Genomic DNA, 16,275 nt, shown 5'->3' with positions numbered 1-16,275 from the left:
GGATTTACTGCTCGTCGATCGGGCGGTTGGGCAGGCTGATCAGCTCCAGACGGAAGATCAGCGTCTCGTTCGGACCGATCGGGCCACCCTGTGTGCCAGTGGGGCCATAGGCGAGATCGGACGGGATGAAGAGGGTCCATTCCTCGCCCACATTCATCAGGGGCAGCGCCTCGACCCAGCCCCGGATCAGACGGTTGGACGGGAACACGGCGGATTCATCGCGCTCGTAAGAGCTGTCAAAGACCTCGCCATTGATCAGCGTGCCTTCGTAATTGACTTCAACCAGCTCGCCACGCGGGTCCGGTGACGCGCCGTCGCGTGCGCGATCCACGCGGAACTGAAGACCGGAGGGCAGGGTGAAGACGCAAGCATTCTCGGCGTTTTGCGCCAGGAAGGCTTCACCAACCACAGCGTTATAGTCGGCGCGGGCCTGATCGGCGCCCTGTTCGGGGGCGGTGAACTCGGCGTCATCGCCTTCAGCCGTACAGCGACGCGCCTCGGCGACGATCTGCTCTTCCTCGGACGCCTCGGCGGTCTCCGCCATGGCTTCCAGGATGTCATTCACCTGGGCTTCGGTCTCGCTAAGCTCTTCCTCGCCCGACGTCTGAGCTTCGGGTTCGTCAGCCTGAGGAGCGCCACAGGCGGTAAGGCCCAGGCTGACGAAAGCGGCGGTGGTCAAAAGCGCGAAACGGTTCATGCGTTCTCTCCCTCGAGCATGAACGCCCGAACATCCGGGCGCGGTGCGCAGGAGAGTATCAGGACTTGTCCGAACGTCGAGAGGTCAGACGCGGCCCGTCGCATGAGCGGGCCGCGTCCGGATGTCCTATTCGGCGTCTTGCTGGACCGCGCTCTGGGGAAGGATGGTCACCCGGTATGCGGCGTCAGGGCGCAGCGAACGGGACGCCAGCTCGACCAGCTCCTCGACAGTGACCTCACGATAATCCGCCTCCACCGAGCGGATCTGGTCGAGATCCTCAGGCTGGGTCTGCGAACGCGACAGGGCGTTCACCCAGAACGGATTGCGCTCGAAGTTCTCTTCAATGCTTTCCAGAACCGGATTGCGCGCCCGCTGCAGCTCATCCTCGGAGATGTCGCCATTGGCCATGGCCAGAGCGATCTCGTCAGCGATGTCATACATGCGCTCGATGTCGTCCACGGCCACATCCAGACCGACCCAGAAAAAGCCATAGCCTTCGGAAACCCGCGATTGCTGGCTGGAAACGATGGCGGAATAGGTCGCGCCTTCCTGCTCGCGGAAACGGTCGATCGCCTTGAGGTTATAGACCGCGCGCAGCAGGTCATAGGCGCGACGTTCGCGGGCGTTGATGCCGTCCGTCGTGGGGTAGTAGACATTCGCCATGCCCTGATAGTCCTGACCGTTGAAGGTCACGACCACCGGCTCCTCGGTCGGCGCCGGGAATGCGATCTCGGCGTTTTCGGCATAGGACGGCCAGCTCTCGTCACGATCCTCAAGCGCGCCAAACGTGCTGGCGACGACCTCGATGGCGCGTTCCGTGGTGACGTCCCCCGCGATGGTGATCTCGATCGGCGCGCTCTGCAGCGCCGGCTCCAGCATGGTGCGGGCATGCTCCATGGTGAAAGCGTTGACCTCTTCCGCGGTCGGGAAGCCCCAGCGCGGATCCCCCGAGCGTAGCATCCGGCCCACCCGGTTCACGGCGACCTGAACCGCCTGCGCGTTCTGGCCGCGACGGATTTCCTCGGCGATGGTGCGGAACTGGTTCAGCCCGTCCTCACGCCAGCCCGGCGCGCTCATGAAGGCGGCCAGGACCTGCATTTGCAGCTCGAAATCGGTCGGCGTCGTGGCGTTGGCGAAGGCGAAATAATCCGGTCCCACATTCAGCCCGTATCCCACCGATCGGCCCGCCAGCAGGCGCTGCAGCTCGTCACGGTCATGGGCTTCAAGACCACCGCCGCCAAACGCCGCGCCAAGAATGGTGCCCGCCGCCGCCGTAGGCTGCGGGGTGAGGTCGCCCGCGCCGAAATCAACGCGCACGCGGATGACATTGTCCTCGAAATCGGTGGTCTTGACGTTGAGCATCACGCCGTTGTCGAACACGACCTGATCCACGCCCAGATCCTCGATCCGGCTGGTGCTGACCACCTCGCCCGGCGTGCCGAAATCGGTATAGGCGAATTCGGTGACGCCAGCCTCTTCGACCGCCTCGACCGGCTCCGCCGACGACGCCAGCCAGGCCTCGCGCACCGCGGCGGCGCCATCGGTGACATCCTGATTGAGCGCCACCATCACCTTGGGCGGAGAGGCCGTCCAGATCCGGTTGAAGGCGTCTTCAACCGCTTCCAGGGTGATGCGATCCTCCAGCGCCTCAAAGCGCGCCATCACGTCGCTCGGCGCAGAGAAGACCTGACCCTCGATCCAGCTTGACCACACGCCGTCCGCCAGATCACCGCTCTGACGCGTATCGGCCTGATCAACGGCATTGCGCAGACTGGTGCGCACATTGGCCAGCTGCTCGTTCAGCTCGGCCTGAGTGAAGCCATGCTCCTGTGCGCGCCGCAATTCCTGCTCCAGCGTCGCCACGCCTTCGCGCCAGCGATCCGGGCTGGAAACGGCGAACAGGCCAGCCTTGTTCACCAGATCAAACTCGTTACCATAAGACAGGCTGGCTTGAACCAGCGGCGAGGCGCCGCGATTGATGGCGCTTTGCAGACGACGCTGCACGATGCTGTTGCCCAGCTGGCGCAGCAGATCTTCAAAGCGCGCGTCCTGGGTGTCATAGGCAGCGAGGCCCGGCTCCATCACGTCCACGGTGATCAGGGTGAAGACGTCCGGGTCATAGAAGAAACCGAATTCAGGCTCCTGCGGATCCTCAACCGTACCGATATCGGGATCGGGCGCCGCAGGGCTGGGCTGCTCCCAGCTGGCGAAGCTCGCCACATGCTCGACATCCAGACCCTCAAGACTGATGTCGAAACCGTCGCGGATCTTCGCTTCGATCAGGTCAGCGTCCACATCGCCCACGACGACCAGCATGCCGCGCTCGGGCGTGTAATAATCATTGTAATAGGCTTCCAGGCGCTCGGCCGGCGCGGTCTCGATCACCTCGACAGTGCCGATGGCGTCGCGCTCGGTGATGATCGTGTCCGGATACAGGAAGGTGTAATACGCGTTGAAGAAGCGGCGGATCGGCGTGTTGCGATAGCGCTCCTCGCCCAGAATCACGCCGCGTTCGCGATCAATCGCCTCGCTGTCAAAAATCAGTTCGGAGGCGGTCTCGCGCATCAGGAACAGCCCGACATTCAGCATCTGCTCGGAATTGCTGGGCAGGTCGAGCTGATAGCCCACCACCTCGCGACCGGTGAACGCGTTCGTGTCGGCGCCGAAGGCCAGACCATAGCGTTCGAGAAGCGCGACCATTTCGCCTTCCGGCACATGGGTGGTGCCGTTGAACGCCATATGCTCGATGAAGTGCGCCAGACCGCGCTGGTCATCGTCTTCAGCCAGAGAACCGGCATCGAACACCATGCGCAGGGCGGCGGTGCCGCTGGGCGTGTCATTCTCCAGAATGGCGTAGCGCAGGCCGTTCTCCAGAACGCCATACCGCACTGCCGGATCAACGGAGATATCACTGGCTTCATGCGGGAAATCGGCGGCTTCGAACGCAGCGGCGAGATCGTCGCCTGCTGCATCCGGCGTCGCATCATGATCATTGCAAGCCCAGAGCGACATCACAGCAACAGGCGTCAGACACCAAGCAGCGATGCGGGAATAGCGCTTTACCATGATCATTTTCCTCGTTTGGGATTTCTCCAACTATGGCGAAAATAAGGACGCGATCCCGAGAGGCAAATGAATTCCAATTTATAACAGGATACCGCTCGGAAAATTGCAGTCCTAGTCGATCGGATCGTGTTCGGCGACCCAATGGCCCGGGGTCACCTCGATCAGCTCCGGCCGGTATTGTTCGGCGTCTTCGTCATCGACCAGTTTGGATTTCATGAAGCGAAGCTGGGCGCGGCTGTCGAGCGGGCTGGGAAGATCCCCGGTCAGCTTCAGACGTTCTCGCGTCTTCTCGATCTCCGGATCGGGGATCGGCACCGCGCTGATCAGCGCCCGGGTGTAGGGGTGACGGGCGTCGGTATAGATCGCCTCGCGATCGGCCAGCTCCACGATCCGGCCCAGATAGAGCACCATCACGCGGTGGGAAATCTCGCGCACCACGGACAGGTCGTGGGAGATGAACAGCATGGACAGGCCGAAATCCTTCTGCAGCCCGATCAGAAGCTCGATAATCTGAGCCTGGATCGACACGTCGAGCGCGGACACCGCCTCGTCGCAGATCACCAGTTTGGGCTTGAGGATCATGGCGCGGGCGATGCCCACGCGCTGGTTCTGACCGCCAGACAGTTCGTGCGGATAGCGGTTGATCATGTTCGGATCGAGACCGACCCGCTCCATCATCGCCTTCACTTCCGCTTCGCGCTCTTTCGACGACATGGTCTTGCGGAAGGTCAGCATGGGTTCGGCGATCGAAGCGCCAATGGTCATGCGCGGGTTCAGCGACGCCAGCGGGTCCTGGAACACGATCTGCAGGTCTTCACGTGCTTGCTCCAGAGCCTTCGACTTCATGGACAGAAGGTCCTTGCCGATCCAGCTCACAGAGCCGGCGCTCGCCGGCACCAGACGCAGAACGGCGCGCGCCAGAGTGGACTTGCCGCAACCGGACTCGCCCACAATGCCGAGGGTCTCGCCTTCTTTGAGCTCGAAGCTCACGCCATCAACGGCTTTCAAGGGCTTGGTCTTGGGAAACAGCCCGCCGCCCACGACCACGGGGAAGTGAACCTTCACGTCATCGGCAACCAGAAGCGGCTTGTCCTCGCCGATCGCTTCACGCGGCGGCAGGGCCTCGTGACCGGGCTTGTCAGGCTGGTCGATGCGCGGCATCGCATCCAGCAGCATCTGGGTATAGGGGTGCTTGGGCGCCTTGAAGATATCGTAGACATCGCCGCCTTCCACGTACTCTCCGTGCTTCATGACCTGAACGCGGTCGGCCATACGGGCCACCACGCCCATATCATGGGTGATCAGCGCAATCGCGGCCCCGGTTTCCGCTTTCAGCTCATCCATGATGTCGAGCACCTGAGCCTGAACCGTCACATCAAGCGCGGTGGTCGGCTCGTCCGCGATCAGCAGGTCAGGCTCGCACAGCATCGCCATGGCGATCATCACCCGCTGGCGCATGCCGCCTGACAGCTCGTGCGGGTACTGCTTGAGGCGACGCGCCGCCTCGGGGATGCGCACGCGCTCCAGCCAGTCCAGACAGCGTTTGGTCGCCGCCTGCCCCCGAAGGTCGGTGTGGATCTTCAGCACTTCCTCAAGCTGGGCGCCCACTTTCATGTGCGGGGTCAGCGAGGTGAGCGGATCCTGGAAGATCATGGTCATGGACTTGCCGCGCACCGCATTGAGCTTGGAAGGCGGCAGGTTCAGGATTTCCTGACCAGCGTATTTGATTGATCCTTCCGCCTTGCCGTTGGAGGCGAGCAGCCCCATCGCCGCCAGGAAGGTCTGGCTTTTGCCTGAACCGGATTCACCCACCACAGCAAGACATTCGCCGGGCGATATCTCCAGATTGACCCCGCGAACGGCGTGAACTTCTCCATCCGGCGTATCAAAACGCACATTGAGGTCGGATACCTGAAAGATCGGCGCAGTGGTGGCGGACAAGACTATGGCTCCAGAGGCAGAGACTTCGGTGGAAAGTCATGCACAATAGCTACTGTGCGCTTCAACGCCAGCGTGCTCGGCGCCGTCTTGTCAGAGCCGTACATCCGGGAGCCTTTCATGCCGCTTAGAAGTTTCCCCGCAGATCTCTCCGCAAAAACGCTTTTTCAGGCGCTGCCCGACCCTTCCATTCTGCTGAATGCATCCGGTGAAACGCTGGGGTGGAATACGGCCTTCGAGCATGAAATGAGGCTCTGCCCCGACCTGATTGAACGATGCGAAACCGCGATGATGCAAAAGGCCGAAGCCCGCCTGACGGTCAGGACGGACAGCGGGCGGACCTATTACGCCAGGCTCGGCGTTCTGTCGGATCGTGGCGATCAGCTCATGCGCTTGCGCCCTGCAGACCCCAGCGAACGCCAGCTTGAAGCCCTGCGACGCTTCGGAGCCAGCGCGGGCCATGATCTGCAAGAGCCGGTGCGCAAGATGCTCGCCTTCTCAAGCCTTCTGTCCAAGCGCTATGGCGCAAACCTTGATGCAGACGGGCTGCAGAGCCTTGAATTCATCGGTGACGCCGCCCAGCGCATGCGCACTCTGGTCAATGACCTTCTGGCCTATATCGATGTCGCGGCGCGTCGCCTGAACCCGGGGCCGGTGAGCCTTGATGCGCTGTGGACTGAAGTCGTCGCTTCACGCGCAGACCGGATCGAGGCGAACAGGGCGGAAATCAGACAGACCCCGCTGCCGGATGTGGAGGGCGACCGCGTCCTTCTCAAGCAGGCTCTTGAAGCGCTCCTGGACAACGCCCTGAAATTCAGGCGCGGGCCGGGCGTGCAGATCTCCGTCACCGCTTCACGCGACGACGCCCATCACCGGATCGAAGTGCGTGATGACGGGATTGGCGTTGACCCGGCGCTTGCAGGAAAACTCTTCACGCCCTTCGGACGGCTTCATCCGCGTGAGAGCTATCCCGGCGCCGCACTTGGGCTGGCGCAGACCCATTTGATCCTGGAGCGCCATGGCGGCGCGATCTGGCTGGAGCCCGGCTCGGGTGAAGGCGCGTGCTTCGTCTTCACCCTGCCGGTTTCAGAGTAAGGGAAAGGCTCAGCCTTCCGCCTTCTTCTCCTCGATGACCAGGTCCATGGAGACCGTGAAACGCTCGTCCGGCGACACGACCGAGGCCACGCCTTCAGGTGCGGTTTCAGCCCGGACGATTGCGCCCGCACTCGTTACCGCCATCAGATCCTCGGCGGTTTCACCAATCAGCTCGGCCACCTCACCAGCGCCCTGCCCCGAAATGGTCAGCGTGTTGGCGGCAGTCTTCATCGACACCTGGGCTTCAGACTTCACCTTGCGGGCGGCGGCGAGAATCTGGACGAAGGCCTCGCCCTCTTTCTCGAACGCACCGGCGGGCGCCTGATCAGCCGCTTTCGGCCACATGCCACGGGCGTGGACGGTGGTGGGCATGCCTTCCCGGTCGCCAATCATCACCTCATAAAGAGCGTCCGTGACATAGGGGATGAAGGGCGCGAACAGGCGGATCAGCGCATCGGTGGCGTGCCAAAGCGTATAGACCGCTGACAGCTCCTCGCCTTCGGGCTTGCCCTCAAAGCGGGTGCGGCGTTTGACGATCTCAAGATAGTTGTCGCAATAGGTGCGCCAGAAGAAGTCTTCCACTTCACGCTGGGCGGCGGCGTATTCGTAGTTCTCGAACGCCTCGGTCGCCTTGGCGATGGTCTGGCTCAGCTCGCCCAGCAGCCATTGATCGAGCGGATGGGAAATCACCCCGCTTTCAATGTCGCCCTTCGGCGTCGTCGGATTGAGCACGCCGTGGCTCTCGGCGCCCTCAAGGCTCATCGCGGCGAGCTTGGCGGCGTTCCACAGCTTGGTGACCAGACGCTTGCCCTGTTTGAGGGTGTTCGGCGACAGCGCCGTGTCCTGACCGAGGCGCGAGGTGCCGGTCCAGTAGCGCACCGGGTCGGTGCCGTACTCGTCCAGCATCTTGATCGGGTCGATCACATTGCCCTTGGACTTGGACATTTTCGAACCGTCGGACGCCAGGCACCAGCCCGAAATCGCGATGTTGGACCAGGGCAGCTTGTTCTCGTGATGCAGCGCCTTGACGATGGTGTAGAACGCCCAGGTGCGGATGATCTCGTGCGCCTGCGGACGCAGCGCCATCGGGAACTGACGACGGTGCGCCTCGATATCGAGCGCATAGTCTTCATTGATCGAGCGGGTGTTGAGCTGCGGGCTGACAGACGAGGTCGCCCAAGTGTCCATCACATCGCGCTCGCCCTCAACCTCATGGGCTTCATAACCTGCGGGCAGGTCAGAGGTCGGATCGACCGGCAGCTGGTCTTTCGTGGGGACGATGATCTTGCCTTCCTCGCCCGGACGCTTGGAATACCAGACCGGCAGCGGCACGCCGAAATGGCGCTGGCGCGAGATCGACCAATCCCATTTCAGACCCTCGACCCAGCTTTCAAAGCGCTGGCGCATATAGGCCGGACGCCAGGTGATCTCGCGACCCTTCTCAAGAATCTGCTCCTTGAAATCGAGGGTGCGGATGAACCATTGCGGGGTCACGATGATCTCAAGCGGCGCGCCGGAGCGCTCGGCGATCGGGATCACCTGATGGGTGGTTTCCTGTTTGATGACGAGATCGCGCTCCTTGAGCATCTCAAGGATGGTCTCCTTGGCCTTGGCGGCTTTGAGGCCCGCCAGGGCCGCCATGGTCGCCTTCGCGCTGTCCAGATCCAGGCTCGGCCAGTCATCCGTGCCGATCGGCAGCTCGTCGATCATCTTGCCCGCCTGATCGATGACAAGGCGCAGCGGCAGCTTGTGGGTGCGGTACCATTGGATATCGGTGACGTCGCCGAAGGTACAGCACATCACGATGCCGGTGCCTTTCTCGGGATCAACCGTGTCCTCGGCGTAGATCTCGACCGGCACATTGTAGAGCGGGCTGATGGCGCGCTTGCCGATCAGTTCGCCCGCACGCGGGTGATCAGGGTGGATCATCAAGCCGCCGCAGGCGCCGATCAGCTCAGGGCGCGTGGTGGCGATGATGGCCGGCTCGATATCCCCGCCCTCGATGGCGAAGGGGATATAGTTGAGCTTGCCTTCGCGCTCGGTCTCTTCAACCTCGGCCTGGGCGATGGCGGTGCGGTCCGCCGGGTCCCACAGGGTCGGCTCCAGACGGCGCTCCAGCAGCCCCTTGTGGAAGAGGTCGAGGAAGGACATCTGGCTGACAGAGCGGCTCTCATCAGAAATGGTCTGGTATTCCCGGCTCCAGTCCACAGACAGCGCGAGACGGCCAAACAGGTCGCGGAATTGCTGCTCGTAAGGCGGGATCACCTCCTTGCAGAGCGCGACGAATTCCTCACGCGACATGGTGCCGCCGCGCACCTTCTTGACCTTCTCCACCAGACGCTCGGTCGGCAGGCCGTTATCGTCCCAGCCGATCGGATAGAGCACATTGCGCCCGCTCATCCGCATATAGCGGGCCATGATGTCGGCCTGGGTGTAGGAATAGACGTGCCCCACATGCAGCGCGCCCGACACGGTCGGGGGCGGGGTGTCGATCACATAGTCGGTGTCCGCCGGCGCGTTCGGATCCCAGACGAAAGCGTCGTCCTTGGCCCAGCGGGCCTGAAGGGCGGCTTCGGAAGCTTTGGCGTCGTACTTGTTCGGAAACGGTTTCATTGAGGCGGACCGATATGTTGGATGAGAGGCGGAAGGGACGCTGGTCTTAGACGATTTTTTGCTGACGCAAAAGGCGAGCACAGCTAGCGTGGCGCCATGACTGACAAGACCGGACACGACAGCCAGCCGGGCGGGCGGGTGCGCATTCCTCGTCACCCCGACAAAGACCACACTGAAGCCGCCGCCAAAGAGCGCCGCGACTTCCTCAAGGCGCGCACAGGCGTTGAGCTGAGCCATGTGGCGCAAGCCTCGTTCGACCCGGCGGTCACCCAGGGCAATATCGAGAATTATATTGGCGTCGCTCAGGTGCCGATTGGCCTGGCGGGTCCTGTGCGCATCAATGGCGAGCATGTGCAGGGCGAAGATGTCTGCGTGCCGCTGGCGACCACCGAAGGCACGCTGGTGGCGAGCTATAGCCGCGGCATGCGCATCCTCAGCGAGGCGGGCGGGGTGAAGACCACCATCGTCGAGCGCTATATGCAGCGTGCGCCGGTCTTCCACTTTGATGATGCGCGCGGCGCGCGGGACTTCTCCGGTTGGGTCGAGCTGCATATGAGCGAGATCCGCAAAGCCGCTGAAGCCAGCTCGTCAGTGGTCAGGCTCAGTCATATCGAGCATTACGCCCTCGGCCCGATGCTGCATCTTCGCTTCAATTTCGAGACCGGCGACGCGGCGGGACAGAACATGTCCGGCAAGGCGGCGCTGGCGGCGTGTCAGTGGATCGCAGCGAACCATCCCGGCGGGGCGCGTTTCACCCTGTCCGGCGCCATGGACACCGACAAGAAACACTCCCAGATCAATGTCTTGCACTCACGCGGCGCCCGTGTCGTCGCTGAGGCGCGCATTCCAGACGCGCTGATCCGCGAACGTTTGGGGACCAGTGCAGCCGAGATGTTTCGCGCGCGGCTAAACTCCTATGCCGGTTCGGTGATGGCGGGGTCAGCCAATAACGGCATGCATGCCGCGAACGCCCTGGCGGCCCTCTTCATCGCCACCGGACAGGATGCGGCCAATGTAGCCGAGAGCCATGCGGCAATGACCTATGTGCGGCTCGAGGATGACGGGGAGACTTATTACTGGTCGATCACCCTGCCCGCTTTGATCGTGGCGACCTTTGGCGGCGGTACGGGCTTGCCGACCCAGGGCGAATGCCTGGATATCCTTGGATGCAAGGGCGCCGGCAAGGTCGGTCGCTTCATCGAGATCTGCGCGGCGACCGTGCTTGCAGGCGAGATTTCCCTGGGCGCCGCCGTCGTCGCTGGCGACTGGGTGGACAGTCATGAAAAGCTGGGGCGCAATCGCAACTGAGCCCCCTCAATCATAGAGACGACCATGGCATACGAATACATCGAGACCCGGCGTGACGACGCGGTCCTGACCATCCGCATGAACCGGCCCGATGCGCTGAACGCGCTGATCCCGCCCATGCTGGAAGAGCTGATCGAGGCGCTGCATCGCGCCGAGAACGAGAACGGCCCCTCCGTCATCATCATCGAGGGTTCGGGCCGGGCCTTCAGCTCCGGCGTCGACCTCAAAGTGCTGTCGGGCGCCAAACCGAAAGCGGGCCGGGTGGGCTCGGTGTTTGACGAACCGGCGAGCCGGCTGATGCAGGCCGTGCGCGCCAGCTCCAAACCTGTCATCGCCAAGGTGCATGGCGCCTGCTTCACCGGGGCGCTGGAATTTGCGCTGCATTGCGACTTCATCCACACCACCACCGACACCAAGTTCGGCGACACCCATGCCAAATTCGCCATTCGCCCCACCTGGGGGATGAGCCAGACGCTGGTGGATGCAGTGGGCCTGCGCCGCGCCAAGGAAATCTCCTACTCCGCGCGCACCTTCTCAGGCCAGGAGGCTCTGGACTGGGGCCTCGCCAATGCCTGCTATGACAGCAAGGACGCGCTCGACGACGCAGTGGCGTCTCTGGCGCAGGACATTGCGGCGAACGATCCTGCGACTGTCGCCGCTTACAAGACGCTGCACGCCATCGCCGAAACCCATGACGTGCCCGCCGGCATCGCCGCCGAAGGCGCCAAGGAATTTCCCGAGATCACCGATACGCTCAACCGCATTGGCGGGTTTTTGCGCGTGGTGAAGTAAGGGGCCGGGAGTTCACTCACTTTTCAATGTCATTCACCGGTTTATCCGGTGAATCCATGCCGTGCCCTATGATCAAACCCACCGGCATGGGTCCCCCGGACAAGCCGGGGGATGACAGTTTGAGGCGATAGCAATCGTCATTCTGACGCACGTCAGGATCCGGGGGATCACAGGGCGCTCTGGGTCCCCGCCTTCGCGGGGAAAGAGAGTGAGGGGTTAGGTGAAACCCTAGGCCATCAAGGCCTGCTCAAGATCGCCCAGAATATCGTCAGCGTCTTCCAGCCCGACCGACAGGCGCACCAACCCGTCCGAAATGCCATAGAGCGCGCGTTCGTCTGCACTGTAGGCGGAATGGGTCATGGAGGCCGGGTGCTGGACCAGGGTTTCAGCATCGCCAAGGCTGACAGCCCGCAGCGCCAGCTTCATGGCGTTCATCATGCGCACGCCCGCCTCGAACCCGCCCTCAAGTTCAAACGCGATCATGCCGCCGAAATGCTGCATCTGGGAGCGGGCGAGCGCGTATTGCGGCCCGTCTTCCAGTCCCGGATACGCCACCTCACGCACTTGCAGGTGATCCCGAAGCCAGCGCGCCACAGCGCCGCCGGTCTGGCTGTGACGCTCCATACGCAAGGACAGGGTCTTGAGACCGCGCAGGATCAGCATGGCGTTAAAGGGCGACAGCGCCGCGCCGGTCATGTCCTTGAGCCCGTACAGCCGGACCCGCTCCATCACCTCGGCCGAACCCACCGCGATCCCGGCGACAAGGTCGCCATGACCACCGAGATATTTCGTCGCCGAATGCACCACCACGTCCGCGCCGCGCTCAATCGGGCGCGTGATCAGCGGCGTGGCGTAGGTGTTGTCGACCACACACAGCGCGCCATGCGCCCGCGCCACGGCCGCGACGGCGGCGATGTCCACCAGCTTCATGGTCGGGTTCGCCGGCGTCTCGAAATACACAACGCGGGTCTTCGCGCTGAGCGCTGAGATCACGGCGTCAATATCGCTCATATCCACATGGCGCACCTTGATCCCGAAGCGCGACAGCCCGTGATTGAGGAAGGCGAAAGTGCAGCCATACAGCGTCTTGTCGGCGAGAATCTCGTCGCCCGGCTCCAGCAAGCTCCACAGCACGGACGTGATCGCGCCCATGCCGGAGCCGAAGCTGACGCCCGCTTCCGCGCCCTCAAGGTCAGCGATGCGGCGCTCCAGAAGATCAAGCGTGGGGTTGGAGATGCGGGTGTAGAAATGGGCGGGCTGCTCGCCAGCAAAGGCCGCGCCCGCATCCTCGACCGTTTCAAAGGCGAAGGTCGAGGACAGATGGAGCGGAGGGACCAGCGCACCCCCTTCTTTGGCCGGTTCATAACCCGCATGAATGGCGCGGGTGGAGAAACCGGATTTGCGAGTGATTGGCGCTGATCCGTCCACGTCGTCGTCCTCCCTGACTGACGGAGGACAGAATACGCGCGAAGTCGGAGCAGAGGCTTGCCATTTCAGCCCCGACTGTAGCCGGATTAGCAGAATCTGCTAATATTGGCGCATGGACAGCACGGATCGACGCCTTCTCACCGCCCTTCAGCAAGACGGGCGCATCACCAATCAGGCCCTGGCGGACCGGATCGGCCTGTCGCCCTCGCCCTGTTTACGGCGCGTCCGCACGCTTGAAGACAGCGGGCTGATCACCGGCTATGCGGCGATCCTGGATCGCGACAAGGCGGGCTTGCCGATCACGGCCTTTCTCAGGATCAAGCTCGCCAATCACGCGCCAGCGACTGTGGCGGCCTTCGAAAAAGCGATCCTCCGTCTGGATGAAGTGCTGGAATGCCACCTCACTTCGGGCGCCGAGGATTATCTGTTGCAGGTCGTGGTGGACAGCCAGTCGGGCTATGAGCGTTTCATGCGCGAGCGCCTGCATCCCGTGCCCGGCATCGCCGGCATCGAGACCAGCTTTGCTTTCGGCACGGTCAAACGCACACCAGCATTGCCACTCGAATAGAGTCTAGACCGGCTCCAGCACCACAAGCCGGCACTTGTTGATGTGATAATCCGCCTCGTCCGCTTCGCGGATCTTCGCCTTGCCCGACGCCTCAAGTTTCCTGAGATAGTCGGCGTACTTGTCCGCGTCCCAGACATCTTCATGCACGGTGGCGACAATGGCGCCGCCCGGGCGGGTGATGCGCACCAGCTCGTCAAAGCCTTTCGGGCCCACATGGGCATGGGTGAACGCGCCGACGCAGATGATCGCGTCATAGGCGTTGTCAGGATAGTCGAGCGTTTCGGTCATGTCCGCTTCGCGCAGATCGTCATAGACCTCTTTCCGGCGCGCCATTGCCAGCATGTCAGGTGACAGATCCATTCCGTCCACATTCTGATAACCGCGCTTGTTGAGCTCCACCCCCGCAAGGCCGGTGCCGCAACCGGCATCCAGTATGCGAATGGAGGTATCAGGCAAGAGCGCGCTCAGCTTGTCGCTGGCGACAGCCGGAGCCACATAGCCCATACCCTCAACCGTATCGTCATCGTACCTTTCGGCCCAGTCCTTGTAAGCATCCCGCGTTTCTTCAGGATCGCCACTCAAATTGTAAATTCGATCTAGAATCTCATTTTCTGATTTCATGAGCTCTCTCACCCAGCTTCCATTTTGAATACTTATACCGGATTATCTAAACCGAATCCAATGAACCCGTTTTGCCGTTATTTTCTTATAGGTTTTTACAAATCTAGAATTTTTATATGAATTTTTCTTTTCATTATTTTTGCGACTTCCTTGCGCCAGAGACTGCCCAGCGTGATCAGCAAGGGTGACAGCGCCCCGGCGCTCGGCTAACGGCTAATCCATGTCTGCACCGCTTCTGACCCTGACCGATACGCGCCTGACTTTTGGCGCGACCCCGCTGCTCACCGGCGCCGATCTGATCGTGCGCGAGAATGAACGCATTGGCCTTGTGGGCCGGAACGGATCAGGCAAATCCTCCTTCCTGAAAATCGCCGCCGGGATCATCGAGGCCGATAGCGGCGAGCGTTTCGTCCATCCCGGCTCGACCCTGCGCTATCTGCCCCAAGAACCGGACCTGACCGGCTATGACAGCGTCATCGCCTATATCCGCGACGGGCTGGCGCCGGGCGACGACGCCTATCGCGCCGATTATCTCGCCGAACATCTGGGCCTTGATCCCGATGCGGACCCGGCGACTCTCTCTGGCGGTGAAGCCCGAAGAGCGGCGCTCGCGCGGACCCTCGCGCCGCAGCCCGACATCCTGCTGCTCGATGAGCCGACCAACCACCTCGACCTGCCCGCGATTGAGTGGCTGGAAAGCGAGCTCAACAGCCATCGCGGCGCGCTGGTGCTGATCAGCCACGACCGGCGGTTTCTGGAAAACCTGACGCGTCAGACGATCTGGATTGATCGCGGCCAGACCCGCCGGCTCGATCGCGGCTTTGCCCATTTCGAGGCCTGGCGCGATGAAGTGTTCGAGGCCGAGGCGCAGGAGCGCCACAAGCTCGAACGCCAGATTGCGCGCGAAGAGGACTGGATGCGCTATGGCGTCACCGCCCGCCGCAAGCGCAATGTGCGCCGGGTGGGCGAGCTTCAGGCGATGAAGTCGGACCTGAAGAACTGGCGCGGACCGCAAGGCGCGGCCAGCCTGTCCGTCAGCGAAGCGGACCGCTCCGGCAAGAGCGTTATCGAGGCGGAGAACGTCAGCAAGAGCTATGACGGCCGCCCGATCTTCTCTGACCTCTCCATCAAGATCGGACGCGGTGACCGCATCGCGCTGGTGGGCCCCAATGGCGCGGGCAAGACCACGATGATCAAGGTTCTGACCGGCCAGATCGAACCCGATGCCGGCACGGTGAAGCTGGGCACCAATCTGGAGATTGCGAGCCTGGATCAGCGCCGCGCCGCGTTAAAACCCGACTGGACCGTCACCGAGGCCATCGCGCCGGGCGGCGGCGAGCGGGTCGAGGTCGCCGGGATCGTCAAGCATGTTCAGGCCTATATGAAGGACTTCCTGTTCAGCCCCGAACAGGCCCGCACGCCCGTTCACGCCCTGTCTGGCGGGGAACGCGCCCGTCTGATGCTGGCGCGGGCGCTGGCCCTGCCGTCCAACCTTCTGGTGCTCGACGAACCGACCAACGATCTCGATCTTGAGACGCTGGATCTGCTGGAAGAGCTGATCGCGGACTATAATGGCACCGCGCTTCTGGTGAGCCATGACCGGGACTTCATCGATCGCACCGCCACCGCCACCATCGCCTGGGAAGAGGACGGGGTCTGGCGCGTCTATGCGGGTGGGTATTCGGACATGGTCGCCCAGCGCGGGGAAGGCGTAAAAGCGCGCAAGGCCGCCGAGAAGGCCGAAAAAGCCGCCAGCAAGCCCAAGGGCGAGAAGCCGAAGAACAAATCCTCAGGCAAGCTCAGCTTCAAGGACAAGCACGCGCTGGAAACCCTGCCCGGCGAGATCGAGAAGATCGAGGCGACGCTGGCCAAGCTCGAAACCGAGCTGGCCGACCCGACGCTCTTTACGAAAAACCCCGAGCGCTTCAACGCGGCGACGAAAGAGCATGCCCGCCTGACAGACGACAAGGCCGCCAAGGAAGAACGCTGGCTGGAACTTGAAATGCTCCGCGAGGAGATCGAGGGGGGCTAGGCCTCTTCAAGTATTGAAACCCCGGCCAAGCGCAGCACTGAGCCGGGGCCTATGTCAGCATGAGGCGCCCTAAACGGAGGAGGCCCCGGGTCTTCGCTACGCTCGCCCGGGACTTCA

The 16,275-nt window shown here is 62.6% G+C and carries 11 protein-coding genes; 5 read left to right on the top strand and 6 right to left on the bottom strand.

Annotated features, from left to right (window positions below; translation table 11 throughout):
• Positions 1–4: 4 nt before the first annotated feature.
• The 3 genes from ACFELO_RS01160 to ACFELO_RS01150 form a co-directional block, all read right to left on the bottom strand.
• Positions 5–697: an FKBP-type peptidyl-prolyl cis-trans isomerase gene (locus ACFELO_RS01160; protein WP_440958748.1), complete on the bottom strand. Its 693-nt coding sequence runs from the start codon at positions 695–697 to the stop codon at positions 5–7.
• A 126-nt stretch (positions 698–823) separates the two neighbouring features.
• Entirely contained in the window at positions 824–3,769 is a 2,946-nt protein-coding gene (locus ACFELO_RS01155; RefSeq protein ID WP_440958747.1) for a M16 family metallopeptidase, read from the bottom strand.
• A gap of 105 nt (positions 3,770–3,874) precedes the next feature.
• Positions 3,875–5,704, bottom strand: coding sequence for an ABC transporter ATP-binding protein (locus ACFELO_RS01150; RefSeq protein ID WP_440958746.1), 1,830 nt, complete (start codon positions 5,702–5,704; stop codon positions 3,875–3,877).
• Positions 5,705–5,821: 117 nt separating this feature from the next.
• On the opposite strand from ACFELO_RS01150, the gene ACFELO_RS01145 reads away from it, so the two are divergent.
• A complete protein-coding gene (locus ACFELO_RS01145) occupies positions 5,822–6,796 on the top strand; it encodes a sensor histidine kinase (RefSeq protein WP_440958745.1) in 975 nt (324 codons plus the stop codon).
• A gap of 9 nt (positions 6,797–6,805) precedes the next feature.
• Here the strand turns inward: ACFELO_RS01145 and ACFELO_RS01140 are convergent, their stop codons facing one another.
• Positions 6,806–9,409, bottom strand: coding sequence for a valine--tRNA ligase (locus tag ACFELO_RS01140; RefSeq protein WP_440958744.1), 2,604 nt, complete (start codon positions 9,407–9,409; stop codon positions 6,806–6,808).
• A 96-nt stretch (positions 9,410–9,505) separates the two neighbouring features.
• On the opposite strand from ACFELO_RS01140, the gene ACFELO_RS01135 reads away from it, so the two are divergent.
• Both ACFELO_RS01135 and ACFELO_RS01130 read left to right on the top strand, forming a co-directional pair.
• The gene (locus ACFELO_RS01135; protein ID WP_440958743.1) at positions 9,506–10,717 is read left to right on the top strand and encodes a hydroxymethylglutaryl-CoA reductase; all 1,212 of its coding nucleotides are present in this window, start codon (positions 9,506–9,508) and stop codon (positions 10,715–10,717) included.
• A 24-nt stretch (positions 10,718–10,741) separates the two neighbouring features.
• Positions 10,742–11,509, top strand: a complete 768-nt coding sequence (locus ACFELO_RS01130; protein ID WP_440958742.1) for an enoyl-CoA hydratase/isomerase family protein — start codon at positions 10,742–10,744, stop codon at positions 11,507–11,509.
• A gap of 228 nt (positions 11,510–11,737) precedes the next feature.
• Here ACFELO_RS01130 and ACFELO_RS01125 read toward each other — a convergent pair whose 3' ends face one another.
• Positions 11,738–12,937: a methionine gamma-lyase gene (locus ACFELO_RS01125; protein ID WP_440958741.1), complete on the bottom strand. Its 1,200-nt coding sequence runs from the start codon at positions 12,935–12,937 to the stop codon at positions 11,738–11,740.
• A 112-nt stretch (positions 12,938–13,049) separates the two neighbouring features.
• On the opposite strand from ACFELO_RS01125, the gene ACFELO_RS01120 reads away from it, so the two are divergent.
• The gene (locus ACFELO_RS01120) at positions 13,050–13,505 is read left to right on the top strand and encodes an Lrp/AsnC family transcriptional regulator (RefSeq protein WP_440958740.1); all 456 of its coding nucleotides are present in this window, start codon (positions 13,050–13,052) and stop codon (positions 13,503–13,505) included.
• A 3-nt stretch (positions 13,506–13,508) separates the two neighbouring features.
• Here ACFELO_RS01120 and ACFELO_RS01115 read toward each other — a convergent pair whose 3' ends face one another.
• Positions 13,509–14,126, bottom strand: a complete 618-nt coding sequence (locus ACFELO_RS01115) for a class I SAM-dependent DNA methyltransferase (RefSeq protein ID WP_440958739.1) — start codon at positions 14,124–14,126, stop codon at positions 13,509–13,511.
• A gap of 220 nt (positions 14,127–14,346) precedes the next feature.
• On the opposite strand from ACFELO_RS01115, the gene ACFELO_RS01110 reads away from it, so the two are divergent.
• Positions 14,347–16,158, top strand: a complete 1,812-nt coding sequence (locus ACFELO_RS01110) for an ABC-F family ATP-binding cassette domain-containing protein (RefSeq protein ID WP_440958738.1) — start codon at positions 14,347–14,349, stop codon at positions 16,156–16,158.
• The last annotated feature ends 117 nt before the right edge of the window (positions 16,159–16,275 follow it).

This window comes from Oceanicaulis sp. LC35, assembly GCF_052055585.1.
Lineage (GTDB): Bacteria > Pseudomonadota > Alphaproteobacteria > Caulobacterales > Maricaulaceae > Oceanicaulis.
The sequence above is the reverse complement of the archived record's forward strand: the minus strand, read 5'-3'. Positions and strand labels throughout refer to the sequence as shown.

Excerpts from the sequence above, each read along its gene's own strand:
- ACFELO_RS01120 (WP_440958740.1), top strand. The coding sequence starts at position 13,050 with ATGGACAGCACGGATCGACGCCTTCTCACCGCCCTTCAGCAAGACGGG.
- ACFELO_RS01115 (WP_440958739.1), bottom strand. The coding sequence starts at position 14,126 with ATGAAATCAGAAAATGAGATTCTAGATCGAATTTACAATTTGAGTGGC.
- ACFELO_RS01160 (WP_440958748.1), bottom strand. The coding sequence starts at position 697 with ATGAACCGTTTCGCGCTTTTGACCACCGCCGCTTTCGTCAGCCTGGGC.
- ACFELO_RS01145 (WP_440958745.1), top strand. The coding sequence starts at position 5,822 with ATGCCGCTTAGAAGTTTCCCCGCAGATCTCTCCGCAAAAACGCTTTTT.
- ACFELO_RS01140 (WP_440958744.1), bottom strand. The coding sequence starts at position 9,409 with ATGAAACCGTTTCCGAACAAGTACGACGCCAAAGCTTCCGAAGCCGCC.
- ACFELO_RS01110 (WP_440958738.1), top strand. The coding sequence starts at position 14,347 with ATGTCTGCACCGCTTCTGACCCTGACCGATACGCGCCTGACTTTTGGC.
- ACFELO_RS01135 (WP_440958743.1), top strand. The coding sequence starts at position 9,506 with ATGACTGACAAGACCGGACACGACAGCCAGCCGGGCGGGCGGGTGCGC.
- ACFELO_RS01155 (WP_440958747.1), bottom strand. The coding sequence starts at position 3,769 with ATGATCATGGTAAAGCGCTATTCCCGCATCGCTGCTTGGTGTCTGACG.
- ACFELO_RS01130 (WP_440958742.1), top strand. The coding sequence starts at position 10,742 with ATGGCATACGAATACATCGAGACCCGGCGTGACGACGCGGTCCTGACC.